This window comes from Halanaerobium saccharolyticum, assembly GCF_003053565.1.
In the GTDB taxonomy this organism is placed as follows: Bacteria; Bacillota; Halanaerobiia; order Halanaerobiales; family Halanaerobiaceae; genus Halanaerobium; species Halanaerobium saccharolyticum_B.
This window is the reverse complement of sequence record NZ_QAXS01000008.1, coordinates 69,618-85,264: the sequence shown is the minus strand read 5'-3', so window position 1 is coordinate 85,264 and position 15,647 is coordinate 69,618. Positions and strand designations below refer to the sequence as shown.

The following is a 15,647-nucleotide window of genomic DNA, read 5'->3' as shown; positions in this document are numbered from 1 at the left end:
AAACATTATCCCTGCCTCTATTTCGGACTTTTTTTAATTGTCTGATAAGTAAAAAATTCACAATTATAAGCGTGCCTGCAGACAGGAGTTGGCACTATTCTAAATTGTCACAAAAATTGAAATAGTTTATAAAAAAGAGTTAAAGCTTAATTTGTAGATTTTTAATGAGCTAATACTATCTCATAGTCTTTAAATTAACTCACAAGCCTTAAATAATACTTTGATTTTTCAAAATTTAACAGATTAAGCTGATTAAATCTATTATTTCACATTTAAAGACAAAAAAACCCGCCTTTTACAGCGGATTTTTGAATTTAATTCTAATTTTATATTTTATTTACAATTTATACTAATTGTTTTTTTTTGCTTTCTGCGTCTTTTAGCCTTCGATTTCTTTATTGATTAGTTTTTCTACATAATCTAAATGATTTTTCATTTCTGCGGCAGCCTGTTCGGGATCATGTTCCTGGAGAGCCTTAAAAATTTGCTGATGCTGCCTGGCAAAATCTGTCATTGTCTCTTTCTTAGAAACTAGCTTGGTCCGGGTATTTTTGATGTGAAAGTCCATCGCTTCCGAAATCGACCGCATAAAAAACAATAATACCTTATTACCACTGGCCCTGGCAATAGTATAATGAAACATTTTATCTGCTTTAATGCTGTCCTCTTCATAACCTGAACTGGAAAGCAGATTCTCAATATATGAATGCAGTTCTTCAATTTCAGCTTCAGTTGCTCGCTCTGCTGCCAGTTTTACACAGTCAATCTCCAGCACTCTTCTCAACTCCAGCAGTTCTTCGGCTACATTATCATTTAAAAGTAAAATGAGTGAAAGAGGATTAAATATATCTTCATCAAAAGAATCCCTGATAAATGTTCCCTCTCCCGGCCTACTTTCAATCAGACCAATCATCTCCAGGGCGCTGAAGGCCTCCCTGATTGAAGCTCTACTCACACCCAGATCTTTTTTTAGCTGCCTTTCAGAAGGCAGTTTATCACCTTTTTTAAGTTCTCCTTCATAAATCAATTCTCTTATCTGTTCAATAATCTGTTCATAAACCTTATTATTTTTAATCTGTTTAAATTCCATTATCCTGCCTCCAGAAAATTAAAATTCAAATCTATCACCCACAGAAGCCAGCTTAACTCGCTCACCAAAGGCTTCTTTAAATTTCACAGCTGCCTCACGCCCGGTACAGTGCACTGGCGCCAGAAGCTCAAAATCAATTTCCTTAAAATAGTCGATCAAATCTGCTATACTTTCTCTGCTGGCACGCTTAAGATGCATTCCACCTAAAATGGCAGCAATTTTTCTATCTCCAATTTCAGCTTTAATTTCATTTATTATATTTTTTACACCCTTATGACTGCAGCCCAGCAGAATTACAATCCCACTTTCTGTTTCAATATATAAAGAAGTGTCATCATTAAAGGGATCAGTAATTTCTTTCCCTTCTCTTTTAACGACATATCTGGGATTAAGATAAGTCTTTCGTCTTGCTGGAATTTCGCCCGTATTATAAATACCAGCCGCTGCTGCAATTGCAGTTTCAGCTGCCTCAAAATTTTTGATTTCAGATTCTACAAGCTCTGTCCCAATAAACTCGAGCTCTGATTCTACCTTTTTATATTTCGGCAGAAAAATTTCGCTGTGAGCAAAAACCCTGACTTGAGAATTAATTTCCAGCAGTTTCTTTAAACCACCTGTATGGTCATCATGACCGTGACTTAAAAAAACTGTATCAATTTTTTCTAAATCTATTCCCATTTTTTTGGCATTTGAAAACAGGACCTTGCCCTGACCGGTATCAAAAAGATACTCTTTTCCGTTATATTTAAAATAAAATGAGAGGCCGTGTTCAGCCAGTAATTTTCTCTTTTCAACTGTATTTTCTGCTAAAATAGTAATCTCTAGATTTTTAGCCAACTTAATTCACCTCAATTTAAATCATTATTATCTACTTAGTATAAGTATACATTGCTTAAACGGCTTTTTCAATTGAGAAAAAAGGATTTTTAGTTAAAATCTAGAAATTATATTCTAAGAAAGCAATTTTATTGGAAAGGATTTTTAATATGTTTAATTTTAAACTCACTAAAAAGAAAACAGCACTGCTAATCTTAATTATTCTCTTTCTTACGCTCTTTAGCTTAAATTCTACGGCTCAAAATTTAAAGATTCATTTTATCGATGTCGGCCAGGGAGATGCGATCTTAATTGAAGCAGGCGGGGGAAAAAATATTCTGGTCGATGGTGGAGATCGAGCCAACAGCATAGCTGCCAGGATAATTGATTACCTTAAAAAACAGGAAGTTAAAAGGCTCGATTATATTATCAGCACCCACCCCCATGCCGATCACATTGGTGGCCTGGTAGATATTATTAACAGCTTTGAAGTTGGAATTGTGCTGGACAGCGGAAAAATCCACAGCTCTAAAACTTATGAGAATTATTTGATCAAAATTGATCAGGAAAATATTGATTTTAAAACACCCCGCCGGGGAGATGAGTTTGAAATCGGCAGCAGCAGAATTTCCTTTCTCCATCCCAAAGGGCCGGTAGATAATTATGACCTAAATAACTCTTCTCTTGTCTTTCTGCTTGAATATGGAGAGCAAAAGTTTCTTTTTACCGGAGATATTGAAAAAGAAGTAGAAAAAGATTTGCTGCAGGAAAATCCTGAGCTCAATGTTGCTCTGATCAAGGTTCCCCACCACGGCAGCAAAACTTCAAGTTCCAGCAGCTTTGTTAAAAGTTTAAGCCCCGAACTGGCCGTTATTCAGGTTGGAGCTGATAATCACTACGGTCATCCGGCTGCAGAAGTTACTAAACTTTATCAAAATCAGGGAGCCAGAGTTTACAGAAATGATTTAAATGGTAATATTGTAGTCACAGCTGATGGAAAAAATTACGCAGTTAAGGTGGACCAGAGTTGGGAGCAAAACCTTAATAGAACTGAATCAAAAACCAAGCCAGTCGAAGCAGCAGCCGCTAAAAAAAATAATAATCTAATTAATATCAATACTGCCAGCAAAGCTGATTTAGATCAGCTCTGGGGTATTGGCCCGGCAACAGCAGAAAAAATTATTGACTACCGTCAGAATAATGGCGGCTTTACTCAGATTGAAGAAATAAAAAATGTTGATGGAATTGATGACGGAAAATTTAACCGCTGGCAGGATAAGATTTCAGTTAAGTAAAATATATTTGAACCGGGTACAAGTGATTAAAATCACTTGTACCCGGTTCAAAAGAAAGGGTGATTTGATGAAGGTAACTGTTGATAAAATTGAAGCAGAAAAAGCAAGATTACTGATCAGGCCGGAAGAAAAAGTTGATTTTTATCTGCCGCTAAGTGAGCTGCCTGAGGGAACCTCAGAGGGAAGCATTTTAGAACTTAGTTTTGAGTTAAAAGAAAACGAAAAAAAGGCCGCAGAAAAGAGAGTTAGCAGCCTTTTAGATAAGCTAAAAAATAAAAAGAGCTGAAATTTTTCCCAGCTCTTTTTGCTTCTTATTTAAATTTAATATAAATAGGATTAATACTGTGTCTTAAATCAAGTTCTAAATTATTAACTGCAGCTCTAGAGTCAGGGTCAAGAATAAATTTCAAATCAAAAGTTAGCTTCTCGACTCCCCTGTCTCCACTAAATTTAGCAGTAGTAGAATTTAGATTCTGCCAGTCAGAATTATTCTGATCAGCTCTTCTGATCAAAACCTGTGTATTTAAATTTCTGTTATTTAAACGAAGATTCCAGTCGGTATTACTTAAAATTTCAATTTTTAGTCCAGACTCTACAATAATTTCTCTGCTGCCGTTGTAATTCGTCATCAAAAAAGTATAGTCAATATCTGCCTTCTCAAGCACCTCTACTCTTTGAAAAATAGGGATTCTGGCTTCTGCTGAAATACTTCTTTCAATTACTGTTTTTGACTTATCGGCAGCCTCAACTAAATCAGCAGTACCGAAAAAATTCAAAAATAGAATTAACAAAAGCAAAGTAAAACCACTGATCTTTTTAAAATTAAATTTCATCATTTCCTCCTTTTAGCAGCCGGCTATCTCTCCAAGAGACCCTCAGCTTTGTGTCCTTACCTCACGATAAGTTTACCTTTGTTAAAAAGAGCTCTTAACTCTTTATAGCATCTTTAAGTATATCAGGATTAGTAAATTTATGTCAAGTTATAATTTTCGACAGTTATTCAAATTATTTTTGAATAATTACTGCCCGATTGCTGCTGCCAGTTTGATTAATCAGAGCAGAATTGTTATTAGAAAACTGCTTGATTACCGCAGAATTACCAGCTCCTGTTTGAGTTATCAATGCCTCATTAAAATTACCATTTTGAACAGTTAAAGCATCATTGCCCCTGCCATTCTGTCTTGTAGCAGCTCTGTTATTCTTCCCTTCCTGGATTAATTCAGCTCTATTTTCTAAATTAGAATCCCATGAATTTTGCTTGAAATAATCTGATTCACCAAATACTTTTTCAAAATCCTTTCCCCAGCCCTCTTCAGCCTGAGCCACAACTGCTGAACTAACTCCAAAAATTAATAACAGTGCAATTACACAAACGAAACTTTTTCTCATTATCTTACCCCTCAGTTAAATTTTTAATTCTTTTTAAGTCTAAATCTAGACTCCGAATTATTTTAATTATAACAGAAGAGCATCAGAATATAAATATTTTTTCAGCTTAATTTATTCGAGATTCACAACAAAAAATGGCAGTAGGGCTTAACCCCACCACCATTTTTAAAGTATATTTAATTTAAACTATTGAATTTTATTTATAATTAACTATTTACGGTCTCATGGAATCAAAGAGCAGATCTGAGAATTCAGTGTTCTGCATCATGCCATTAAAGTTTTCAGCACCTTCACCATAGGCAAAGACTGGAACTGAATTAAGGGTGTGTCCACCTGTGGAAGAATTGGCTCTAATTTCTGTATTCACAACTCCTGCCTGATACTCATTAGCTATAATTGAACCAATTTCGTATCCTACAAGATAAGAATACTTGATATTGCCTTCTTCATCCAGGATTAACTCATTAAATCTGGCAACTTCTGCGTCAGTTAGAGAAATATCAGCGTATTCTTCAAATACAGACTTAACACTCTCTACAGTATAACCTTTACCATTTTCTTTTTCGGTCATCTGGCCCGCCATATACTCTGGAGAAACACCAATATTCATTAATGCTTCTTTTTCTATGGGCTCTGTTGCTGAAAAACCAAGAGTTTCATGGTCGGCAGTCACAATTACCAGGGTATCTCCATTTTTCTTAGCAAAATCCATTGCAACTTTAACACTTGCATCAAAATCAAGAGTCTCTGCAACTACACCAGGTACATCTGCTGCGTGGGCTGCATGGTCAATTCTTGCTCCCTCTGCCATTAAGAAGAATCCATCTTCGTCTTCAGAAAGTACTTCGATTGCCTTTTTAGTCATCGCTTCCATTGAAGGCTCATTAGATCCAAGATCATCCCGGTCATTAATATAGTTCATATAAGATTCATTAAAGAGACCAAGAAGCTTTCCATTCAGAGGTACAACTTTTTCTAACTGAGTTTTATCAGAAACATACTGATAACCGTTTGCTTTGGCCTTAGCAATTAAGTCTTCACCGGCCTCATCTTCCATAAAGTCTTCACGGCCACCACCAAGCATTACATCTACATTATTAGCAATCGCCTGCTTGGCAATTTTGCCGCCCATGCCTCTATCTTCAACTGAAGCAATAAAGGAAGCGGGAGTCGCATCAGTAACCATATTTGTACTGATTACACCAGTAGCTTTGTTTCTGACCTGAGCAAAGTCTAAAACAGAATCCAGTTCAGCACCATTTTTATTCATTGCAATTGCACCATTGTAAACCTTATGACCGGTTGCCATTGCAGTTCCTGCTGCCGCTGAATCCGTAACTCCTTCAGTTGAGCTTGTCATCATGATTCCTGTTTCAGGTAGTTTCATTAATTCTAGCTCGTGGTCTTTATCACCGGCAAGATAGCGAGTCATATCAATCTGGCCCATTCCCAGACCGTCACCAATTAATAGGATCACATTCTTAACTTCTGCCTGAGCTGCCGCTGTAAAGATAAGAGCAAAAACCATAAAGAGTGAAACAACCAACATTAATCTTTTTGACTTTTTAAGCATAAACTTAAAACCCTCCTAGTATTTTGTGATTTGTCAGACGACTGATGTCTGTCTATTAATATATATTCAATACCAGAAGTAGAGTTCCTGCTTTATTTTCAGATTTTTTTATTAATTCTGATTAATGAGTGTTTTGATCAGCAATTAATAGTTGTGAAAAATATTTCGATTTAATATTCTGAAAGCATTGACAGATTTTTAGTTCAGTGGTATAATGATATTGAGTTATGTGATATATATAACATAATTAGTTATTATTATCACTAATATTAATATTTTAAAATTACTTAGGGGGTAACAAAAAATGAAAAAAAGTTTAGTTGTTTCTTTGATCTTAGTTTTTGTTCTAACATTCTCAGGTCTGGCCTTTGCAACAACTCACACTCTTGATGTTGTTGGTGGCGGAGATAAGCAGGAAATTTCAACCGGTAGAACTGTAGAAGATTATGTAAATGCTTTAGTAGAGTTAGCTGATGCTGATGAAGCTGGTGACATCTTCTATCCAGAAAGAAATGAAGTAAAATATCCTTTTGTTCCTCTGCACAAAGATGGAGAACTTATTGGTTATGGTAGCTGGGTAAATACAATTATTTACTCCCATCCGGAAGATTTTATTGCAGTAATTGGTATGGCCAATAATTCTAAAACTGAAGAAAGTATGGCAGTAATTAAAAACTGGAAACCACTTGACGCCAATGATCATCATCCAGAAATGAAACAGGAAGAATTTTTAAGTAGATATTATGGTTTAAGCCTTAAGTCTTCTTTTGATCCGGAAGTAGATATTATTTCTGGTTCTACAATTTCCAGTCAGACTTTTTACTTTGAAATGAAAAACATGCTGCTGGTATTTGAAAACTATGGACCGGAAGCTGAATAAAGATATTAATTAACTCAACTAGCCCACTTCTTCAGGAAGTGGGTTTCATTTTTAAAAAAAGCAGGCAACCGAAACAGGCTGCCTGCTAATTAATAAGCTCTATTTAGAAAACAACTATTTAAGAACTAATTCCATAAGTTTCATCATCAAGGGTAATCATATAAACCCGCTTTTCGTGATCAATATTATCAATTGCTGCCATATCTTCTGCTTTAAGCTCCCAGTCAAATAACTCTAAGTTTTCCTTGATATGACCCTCGGACTTAGATTTTGGCAGAGGCACAATTCCCTTCTGCAGCTCCCACTTAAGTACAATCTGAGCCGGTGACTTATCATATTTATCTGCCAGCTCTAAAATAGTTTCATCACTTAAGACTTCAGTTCTGGCCAGTGGTGCTGAAGCTTCAATTACTACATCATTTTGATCACAGACTTCGAGCAGCTCTTTTTGATACAACCAGGGGTGGAATTCTACCTGATTAACTGTAATTGGCACCGGAGTAATCTTTAAAGCAACCTTTAATTGATAAACTGAAAAATTGCTGACACCGATATTTTTAACCAGTCCCTCGTCTACTAAGTACTTCATTGCCTGCAGGGTTTCTCTTAAAGAAATCGCAGGATTTGGCCAGTGAATTAAATAGAGATCAAGATAGTCGGTTCCCAGTTTTTCCAGGGAGCGCTTACAGGCCTTGATAACGCTTTCATAATTTAAATTTGAAGGCAATACTTTGGAAGTTATAAATAACTCGTCTCGGTCATAATCTTTTAAAACTTCTCCAATTCCCGCTTCATTGTGGTAGCCCTCCGCAGTATCAATGTGGTTATAACCTGCTTTTAGAGCAATTTCTACTTTTTCGCCTACATTTTCTTCGGCAATATCCCAGGTACCATAAGCAATAACAGGAATCTCATCACCAGTTTTTAATTTTCGTGTTGGAATCATCTTTATTCCTCCTTTAATTTTTGACTCAATTAATTTCTCTAGTTTTAAAAATTATCTTTCCTACTATATTATATTATAGATAGTAAACCGATTTCCTTTTTTAATTTTCAAATTTTTATTATTAATCTTTTCACTAAATCTGTGTTATAATTGTTTTACAAAGCTGCTGAAAGGAGGAGCGACTATCAAAAAAACACTAATTTATCTTTTAATTTTATTAAGTATCTTTATCGTCTCTTTTCAGCTGAAAGATCAACTATTGCGCAGTGATCGGGTTAAAATATTCATTTTAGATTCAGAAGTTGAAGCAGAATTTCTTAAAAGTCCTGCCCTAAAAATTCAACCTGAAAGCTCCCACGGCAGTCAGGTTGCAGCCATCATCCGCAGCCTGAGTCGAGCTGAAATAAGAGCTTTTTCGGCGGAAAATATTATTAAGCGGATTGATAAAAATGAGTATTTAAATTCCTTAAATGAAATTTATAATTATGCCAGACTACATCCAGAAGAAAAAATTGTGGTCAATATCAGCCTGGGTTTTGAAGAAAGTGAGTTTCAAAAAGAAATTATAGAAAAGATTTCAGAGCTTGAAAACATTGTTCTGATAGCAGCCGCTGGCAACAATAATCGGGAACGGCTCACCTATCCTGCTGCCTTTAGTGAGGTGACTGCTGTTGCTGCTCTGGCTGAGGCTCAGAAAATGCCCGCTTCAAATTACGGTAGTCAGGTAGATTTTTCAGCTCCCGGAGTTATAGAAATTACGCAGAGAGACTATCTACCTGCTTTAAATTACAGCCGCACTTATAAAATCAGTGGAACTTCCTTTGCCTCTCCCCAGCTTACCGCTCTACTGGCAAATATTTTAAGCTTGAAACCGGAAATTAGTATTGAAGATGGGTTAAAAATAATTAAAAATACTTCAGCTCAAATTAATGATCCTCTTTTTGCGGAAGGAAAACTTGGAGCCGGCAGAATTAATAACTTTAAAGCTTTAAGCCAGGCTAGCCGCCTTTATCTCTGGCTGCAGCTGAGTATTTACTTTTCTATAATTTCTGCTGCCCTATTATTTTTCTATCTCTGCTGGCAGAAGTATTCCTTGAGCGGTATTTTTATCTTTTTAATTAGCTCAGCCATTTTGTATTTATTCCAGCCTCTACTGCTGCTTTTCTACTATCAGTTTGGACTTTTAAAAATTATAATTTTTCTAATGAGCTTAGTTCTGCTCTATTATCTCCTTCTAAAAACCATCTCTTTTTATCTCAACAAGAGCCATAACTTTGCTCTAATTTTAAAACTGGCACCTTATTTAAATCAAAATTTACAAAAGCAGGCGAGAGCTCAATTAAACAGGCTTCTCAACCAGAAAAATCAGGCGCAGACTTTAAAAATTGAAAAAATAATTAAAAATCATTTGAGAAACTGCAGCTCCAGCAAAAAATGCACCATTTATTTAAAGCTGGTAGCTCTGAGCAATCAGCTTCCAATAGATTTGATTATTAAGAAAGCTGTTAGATTTAATCTCAATTCTACATTAATAGCGGAGGCACTGAAAAAGCAAGAAAACTATAAAAAGCAGAGGTTAATTATTAGTGCAGAGCTTTTAAGATTAATTATTGAGAAAGCTTATCCAGTCAGGAAAAAGGCGGCAGCAGTAGCGGCTGATTTAGCTGAACCGCTAGTATTAGTTCCCTTAAAAAATCTCCTGCTTAAAAGAAATCAGCTGGGACTCAGTTCTGAAGCTCAGTATTTTCTGCTTGATCTTTTAGCAAGCTTTGGTTCTGAGGCTGCCGATTTGGCTGAATTGCTGAAAAATATAATCTCCAAAAGCAGTGATCCCTGGCTTAAATATCATGCACTTAAAGCTTATACTCAAATTGCTGTTAAAAATGAAAGCTATCAGGAGTTTATAGCAGAAATGAAGGCAAAAGAAAAAGAGCCAGTTACCCTGGCTCTGGAATAAATTGCTTTATTAGATAATAGTAGAATTTAAAAAATATGTTATTTTACTTTGCGGAACAAGTAATTTCCAGCCATCTTTTCGTATTTCAGACCTTTCATTTTTTCTTTTAACTGCTTAATGTCAACTGGCTTTCCATTTGCCAATTTAAAGTATTTATCTAAGTTATCCTTTTTTATCTTATTATTTTCAATAACAGCAATAAGTTTATAATCCTGATCATGCTTTGCTAAACTTGCATCACCATGACTGTCATTACATAATAATATACCGCCAATTTTTAAGCTATCTTTTGCTGCCTGGCCGACAAAGCCAGCATACTGTGAGATAATAAGGTCCACTTCCTCTATCTCTAAAGGCTGATTATAGTCCTGTCCTAAAAAGTTGATTTCAGCGGGGGTAGAATACTCCTTATTTTCCTCTATATATTCTTTAATGCTGTCAAGCTGCTTAAAAAACTTAATTGCACCTTTAAAATTATCAATATAGATAACCTTAGGTATAAACATTGAGGGCGCGATATCTATATGACTACCAGGATAAATTGCAGTTTTAATATCATATTCATCTGCAACAGTTTTATATAGTTCTTTACGATTCCCGATTTTATTAATGTAATCTTGATATTCTTTGATAACTTTTTTATCCACTATCTTTTCTCCTCTGCAATTTATCTTTAAACTTATTATTTAAATAGTTTATTTAAGCTTAGATATTTCCTCAATCACCCAGTCTTTAAATTTCTGCTGGTCAATATCGACAGCCAGCTTAACATTCTTTTCTTCAGTATAACGGGAATAAAGGTCAGCAACAGTAGTTCCTGCAGCCGGGCCGTCGAGAGCAACTTCCAGGTGAGTTTTTTGATAATCAAAGATTTCTGGCTCCAATAGATAGCCGATTGTGCAGATATCGTGCATCATCAAACCCGTTCCATAAATATCTCCACCCCGATAGTGACTGAAAAGCGAATAAAGCATCTCACCGGCCCCTCCCAGCTCGCTAATTTCTTCAATGTCAGTTTTGCTCAAAAGCGCTCTGGTAGTCACCCGGAGGCCAAAAATAGTTATCGGCAGGCCGGAGTTAATAACCATCTGGGCTGCATGAGGGTCAACCTTAATATTAAATTCAGCTGCTGTATTGGTATTACCGCCAATGGTCGAGCCACCCATAATCACAATTTCCTCAATCTTATCTTTAACTTCTGGATACATGCTGAGCAGTAAAGCAGCATTGGTCAGCGGCCCAATTGTAACTAGAGTAACCTTTTTTTCACTGGCCAGAATCATTTCCTTCATTGCTACAGCCGAGTGCTAAGGCATAACTTTTCGCTCACTCACAGGAAAATCATAGCCGTTCATTCCTGTTTCTCCGTGAAACTGACTGGCATCCTCATATTCTCTGAGCAGAGGCAGAGAGTTGCCGCGGGCCAGCGGAGTATCCTTCTCAAAAAAATCTAAAATCTTTTTTGCATTCTCTGTTGTATAATCTAAATTAACATTGCCGGCAACTGTGCTCAGCATTAAAACTTCCAGCTCCGGGTTATTGAGAGCAATTGCCAGTGCTGCCGCATCATCTATGCCGGGATCTGTATCAATAATTATCTTTCTTTTCACTAAATCATCTCCTGTAACTATTCTATATTTTTATATTTAACATGAACTTTATCTTAAATTTCAACTGTTCCCAGATAATTATACCCCTCAACCACAGCAGGTGCCTGAGAATACTTTTTGAAATTAAAGTTATAATCATGTTCTACTGCTGCCAACCAGATATGAGCGAGAGTAATCCCCATATCAATTCTATTCATCTTTTCGTAGAAAAACTTTTTGATAAAATTTGGCTCATTCTGAAAGAGGTGAATTTGATCAGCTTCTACCTTAAAATACCAGGGCTGACCGTTGGTCGCAGATGGTGCCAGGCGAGCTGCCTCTAATAAATCATAATGATCATTACCTTCCTTGATTTCAGAAAGAGTTTTGCGATCAAAATCCTCAATTGAATCTCTGATATTTTCTTCTGCAGCCCGGCCAAAAACCAGGGTGATCACATATTCAAGCTCTGAATCGGCAATGATTTCTTTTTTGGGTTTCGCCATTCCAAACCAGCAGCTGCCCAAATTATTTGCTGCCAGAAAAAGGTCAAGCTGCTGCAGGATAAAGCCTGCATTTAAAAGATAATCTCCCTTTTCTTCTGAAAAAAACTGCAGGTAGTGAGGTGCCTTAATTGGAATCAGACTTTTTACCTGATCTGAGTCCACAATTTTGGTCTCAAATTTAATTTCTGGATCAATTACTTCTGCTGCCTGCAAAAAATCCCTAATCGCCTCCAGCTCCTCAACAGATAACTTCTGCTGCTGATATTTCCTGATTGATTTCCGCTTAAAAATCGTCTGATACAGTTCTTCTTTAGCAATAAGCTCTTCCATATTCTGCGCTCCTCATTAGTTTTATTTATAAAGCAGTTATTTATAGGCCAGTAAATCCTGAATATCTTCCCAGCTGATCGCCTTGATCGGATTTACATTATTCTCAATTACATTATCAAATAGATCCTGCTTGCGCTGCTGCAGTTTGAGCATTTTCTCTTCTACAGTACCCCGGGTAATCATTTTATATACCATCACCCGATTTTCCTGGCCGAGGCGGTGGGCGCGATCTGTGGCCTGTCTTTCGACCATCGGATTCCACCAGGGGTCAACATGAACCACCATATCGGCTGCAGTCAGATTTAAGCCAACTCCCCCCGCTTTAAGACTGATTAAAAAAACATCGATCTCCGGGTCATTGTTGAACTCCCTCACCTTATCCATTCGGTTGCGGGTCGAGCCGTCGAGATATCTGTAATTAATTCCCTGCTGGTCTAGATCATTTCTGATCAATTTTAGCATTTTTACAAACTGACTGAAGATGATCAACTTGTGGCCGCCACTTAGCGCATCACTGAGCAGCTCCCTTAGGGCCTCCAGTTTACCTGAATTATGAGCCGTACCTTCATCCCCGAGCACCAGTGAAGGATGATTGCAGATCTGTCTGAGTTTTGTCAGTGCTGCCAGCACATTAATCCGGGATCGATTAAAACCTTTTTCGGCAACTGTCTCTTCCAGCTCACCTCGTACTTCAGCAAGTACTGTCTGATAGCTGTCTTCCTGAAGTTGGGTCATACTGACCGGATGAACATTAATAATTTTTTCCGGCAGCTCTTTTAAAACCTCTTCTTTGCGCCGACGGAGAATAAAGGGAGCAACTCTTTCCTTTAATTCCTTTAACTTTTCTTTCTCATTATTTTTGCTGATCGGGGTGATAAAATTGTTTCTAAAATAGCTGTAGTTTCCGAGGTAGCCGGGCATCAAATAGTCAAAAATTGACCAGAGCTCTTCAATTGAATTCTCAAGTGGAGTTCCAGTCAGGGCCAGCCTTGATTCAGCCTCAATATTTTTAACAGCTTTTGCTCTTTTGGTGCGGTGATTTTTAATATGCTGAGCTTCATCTAAAATTGAAATCGAAAAAACTTTTCCCTCAGCGTTTAATTCCTCCACATCTCTACTGATCGTTGAATAGGAAGAAATAATCAGATCATAATCGCTGAAATCTTTACGCATCTCTACTCTTTCAGCCGGAGTTCCATAGTAAACAAGAGTTTTTAAATCAGCAAAAAACTTATCTGACTCTTCCTGCCAGTTATAGATTAAAGTCCGGGGACAGAGCACCAGAGCCGGCTTTTTAGGCTTTAAACTTTTTAGAAGGGTCAGCATCTGTAGAGTTTTACCAAGTCCCATGTCATCAGCCAGAATGCCGCCAAAGTGATATTTATGCAGAAAGCGCAGCCAGTGATAACCGTTTTTCTGATAATCACGCAGTTTATCCTCGACTTCAGTTGGAACCTCTCTTTTCTTAACCACATTAGTCCCGCTAATTTCTGATTCCAGCTCATTAAAAACTTTATTACCTTTGAAATGGATCCCACTTTTTTCGACCAAATTTTTATAATATAAGAGGTTGTGATAGGGAGCACGATAACCTTCATCTCGGGCTTCTGCATCATCAAGCATCTGCTCAACCTTTTCTTCTTCAGCCCCACTTTCTAAAATAAAGTACTGATTGTCGAGTTTAATATAGGCCTCTCCCTTTTTATTATAGGAGATCAGCTGCTGCAGCTCCTGGCGGCTGTAAGTTTTGCCTCCAAGATTATAGCTGATCGAAAAATCAAACCAATTTATCCCCTCACTGTCATCAATTTCGACAATCGGCTCCAGCTTGACTTCCTTAATCTCAATCTGATCAAAGCTCTCACTACTTTGAACATTCCAGTCCTCAGGCAGATGAGTCATCCCATCAGTGATGAACTCCTGAATATCGGCATTATCTTTGATGATAAAATGCTCGGGCCGAACCTTAAAATTATATTCATCCAGAAAGTCAATCACTTCTGCCAGGGCCTTATTGTCCCGCCCGTGCCAGAGCTGAGGATCATTTTCATCTTTTTTATAAATGTTTTTATCAGTATCCAGCCCTAAAAGCTCTGTGTTGCTGTATTTTTCGCCTGCAAATTCAACCTCCAGCTCACAGCTAATCTGCTGCTTTTTGTAATCAAGCTTTAAATTAACCAGAGGACCTTCTTTGATTAACTCATACTCCTGCAGTTCTTCTGCAGTCTCGAGTTTAAGATTTTTCTCCAGAGTCGGCAGGATTTCAAATAAAAATTCTCCCTGTTTCTGGGCAGGAATTAAAAAACTGGTCGGCAGTTCATCAAAATTATAGAAATCAACTTTATGAATTTTATTACCGATTAGAGTCCAGCGGCACTGGTCTTCACTACCCTGATAAATCGGAAAGTCATTATCCTTCAATTCAACTTTTATTTCTTCTAAATCACCACTGAGCTTAAGCTCCGGCTGCAGAGTTTTTCCTTTTTTAACTGTAACTCCATTTTCCTCCAGCTCCAATTTAAATTTCTGGCTTAGCTCCAGCAGAAAATTCAGGTTTTCTTGATTTTTATTTAATAAGAGCGAACTGCCCCGCCCTTTACTTTTTCTCAAAGCTGACAGTGCTTCTAAAAGCTTAAGTTCCTCACCGTAGAAATATTTCTGCAGCAGGCCATCACGATAATAAACATAATCGTAATCATCATTCAAGGAATTTACAACTTCCTCAAGCTGCTGCTGGCTGAGATAATTGGAATCAAAAATCAGCTTAAAGTTTTTCAGAGCCTGATTTAAAATCCCTTTAACACTGTATTCCAGCTTCGGCAGCTCACTCTGATCATAATTTTTAGTTATTTCCAGCAAATTATTAAAACTGCGGTCAGCAATTCGCTGCTCCACAATGTCAAAATCAGATTCTTGACTGGAAAATCTAAATTCCGATATTTCCTCTTCCTCAAACTGCGGCTCATAGCTGACCTTGGGCGAGCGAAAATCTTCTTCCATAAATTTAGTCAGCACTGCTACCTCATGTTTGCAGTATTCTTCCCAGTCGTAAGGACAGTCACAGCTGCTTTCCAATTCCAGGCTGTCTTCGTGCAGTCTGATTTCCGACTTTACTTGATAGCGCCTCGAGCCAGAAACCTGGGCAGAAATCTGATAGAGATTGGGCTCAAGTTTATTGATTCTGTACTGCAGAACTCGGCCCTGATTGTAATAATTTATGCCGCGTCTGTATATTTTATTGGATACTAAATTTTTAATAAAATCCCTGCTCATTCT

Annotated in this window: 13 protein-coding genes, 1 pseudogene and 1 riboswitch; of the genes and pseudogenes, 4 read left to right on the top strand and 10 right to left on the bottom strand. The window is 37.1% G+C overall.

From position 1 onward, the window contains the following. Positions 1 to 379 precede the first annotated feature (379 nt). Complete coding sequence (locus C8C76_RS05115; RefSeq protein WP_108139276.1) at positions 380 to 1,090, bottom strand: FadR/GntR family transcriptional regulator; 711 nt, start codon at positions 1,088 to 1,090, stop codon at positions 380 to 382. A gap of 18 nt (positions 1,091 to 1,108) precedes the next feature. Continuing rightward, positions 1,109 to 1,927 carry an MBL fold metallo-hydrolase gene (locus tag C8C76_RS05110; protein WP_181248150.1) on the bottom strand — a complete coding sequence of 273 codons (819 nt, stop codon included), beginning with the start codon at positions 1,925 to 1,927 and terminating at the stop codon, positions 1,109 to 1,111. A 149-nt stretch (positions 1,928 to 2,076) separates the two neighbouring features. Here C8C76_RS05110 and C8C76_RS05105 point away from each other — a divergent pair, with 149 nt between their 5' ends. Next, a complete protein-coding gene (locus C8C76_RS05105) occupies positions 2,077 to 3,201 on the top strand; it encodes an MBL fold metallo-hydrolase (protein WP_108139272.1) in 1,125 nt (374 codons plus the stop codon). Positions 3,202 to 3,268: 67 nt separating this feature from the next. After that, positions 3,269 to 3,487 (top strand): DUF3006 domain-containing protein, encoded by a 219-nt coding sequence (locus C8C76_RS05100; RefSeq protein ID WP_108139270.1) that lies wholly within the window; start codon positions 3,269 to 3,271, stop codon positions 3,485 to 3,487. 25 nt (positions 3,488 to 3,512) lie between these two features. On the opposite strand, the gene C8C76_RS05095 is transcribed toward C8C76_RS05100, so the two are convergent. The 3 genes from C8C76_RS05095 to C8C76_RS05085 form a co-directional block, all read right to left on the bottom strand. Then, on the bottom strand, positions 3,513 to 4,037 hold the full coding sequence (locus C8C76_RS05095) for a hypothetical protein (protein ID WP_181248149.1): 525 nt from the start codon (positions 4,035 to 4,037) through the stop codon (positions 3,513 to 3,515). Positions 4,038 to 4,045: 8 nt separating this feature from the next. Further along, a riboswitch (cyclic di-GMP riboswitch) is annotated at positions 4,046 to 4,121 on the bottom strand. Positions 4,122 to 4,206: 85 nt separating this feature from the next. Beyond that, a complete protein-coding gene (locus tag C8C76_RS05090) occupies positions 4,207 to 4,590 on the bottom strand; it encodes a hypothetical protein (protein ID WP_108139266.1) in 384 nt (127 codons plus the stop codon). A 214-nt stretch (positions 4,591 to 4,804) separates the two neighbouring features. Beyond that, a complete protein-coding gene (locus tag C8C76_RS05085; RefSeq protein ID WP_108139264.1) occupies positions 4,805 to 6,163 on the bottom strand; it encodes an alkaline phosphatase in 1,359 nt (452 codons plus the stop codon). 304 nt (positions 6,164 to 6,467) lie between these two features. On the opposite strand from C8C76_RS05085, the gene C8C76_RS05080 reads away from it, so the two are divergent. Next, on the top strand, positions 6,468 to 7,043 hold the full coding sequence (locus C8C76_RS05080; RefSeq protein ID WP_108139262.1) for a hypothetical protein: 576 nt from the start codon (positions 6,468 to 6,470) through the stop codon (positions 7,041 to 7,043). 118 nt (positions 7,044 to 7,161) lie between these two features. On the opposite strand, the gene C8C76_RS05075 is transcribed toward C8C76_RS05080, so the two are convergent. Beyond that, a complete protein-coding gene (locus C8C76_RS05075) occupies positions 7,162 to 7,989 on the bottom strand; it encodes an aldo/keto reductase (protein ID WP_108139260.1) in 828 nt (275 codons plus the stop codon). A 259-nt stretch (positions 7,990 to 8,248) separates the two neighbouring features. Between C8C76_RS05075 and C8C76_RS05070 the strand changes: the two genes are divergently transcribed. After that, on the top strand, positions 8,249 to 9,946 hold the full coding sequence (locus C8C76_RS05070) for a S8 family peptidase (RefSeq protein WP_181248148.1): 1,698 nt from the start codon (positions 8,249 to 8,251) through the stop codon (positions 9,944 to 9,946). Positions 9,947 to 9,984: 38 nt separating this feature from the next. Here C8C76_RS05070 and C8C76_RS05065 read toward each other — a convergent pair whose 3' ends face one another. The 4 genes and pseudogenes from C8C76_RS05065 to C8C76_RS05050 all read right to left on the bottom strand — a co-directional run bounded on the left by C8C76_RS05065 (position 9,985) and on the right by C8C76_RS05050 (position 15,644). Then, on the bottom strand, positions 9,985 to 10,593 hold the full coding sequence (locus C8C76_RS05065; protein ID WP_108139256.1) for a hypothetical protein: 609 nt from the start codon (positions 10,591 to 10,593) through the stop codon (positions 9,985 to 9,987). Positions 10,594 to 10,641: 48 nt separating this feature from the next. Next, a pseudogene (gene rihC / locus C8C76_RS05060) lies at positions 10,642 to 11,556 on the bottom strand (ribonucleoside hydrolase RihC). Positions 11,557 to 11,609: 53 nt separating this feature from the next. Then, positions 11,610 to 12,371, bottom strand: a complete 762-nt coding sequence (locus tag C8C76_RS05055; protein ID WP_108139254.1) for a nitroreductase family protein — start codon at positions 12,369 to 12,371, stop codon at positions 11,610 to 11,612. Positions 12,372 to 12,407: 36 nt separating this feature from the next. Then, a complete protein-coding gene (locus C8C76_RS05050; RefSeq protein WP_108139252.1) occupies positions 12,408 to 15,644 on the bottom strand; it encodes an SNF2-related protein in 3,237 nt (1,078 codons plus the stop codon). Between the last annotated feature and the right edge of the window lie 3 nt (positions 15,645 to 15,647).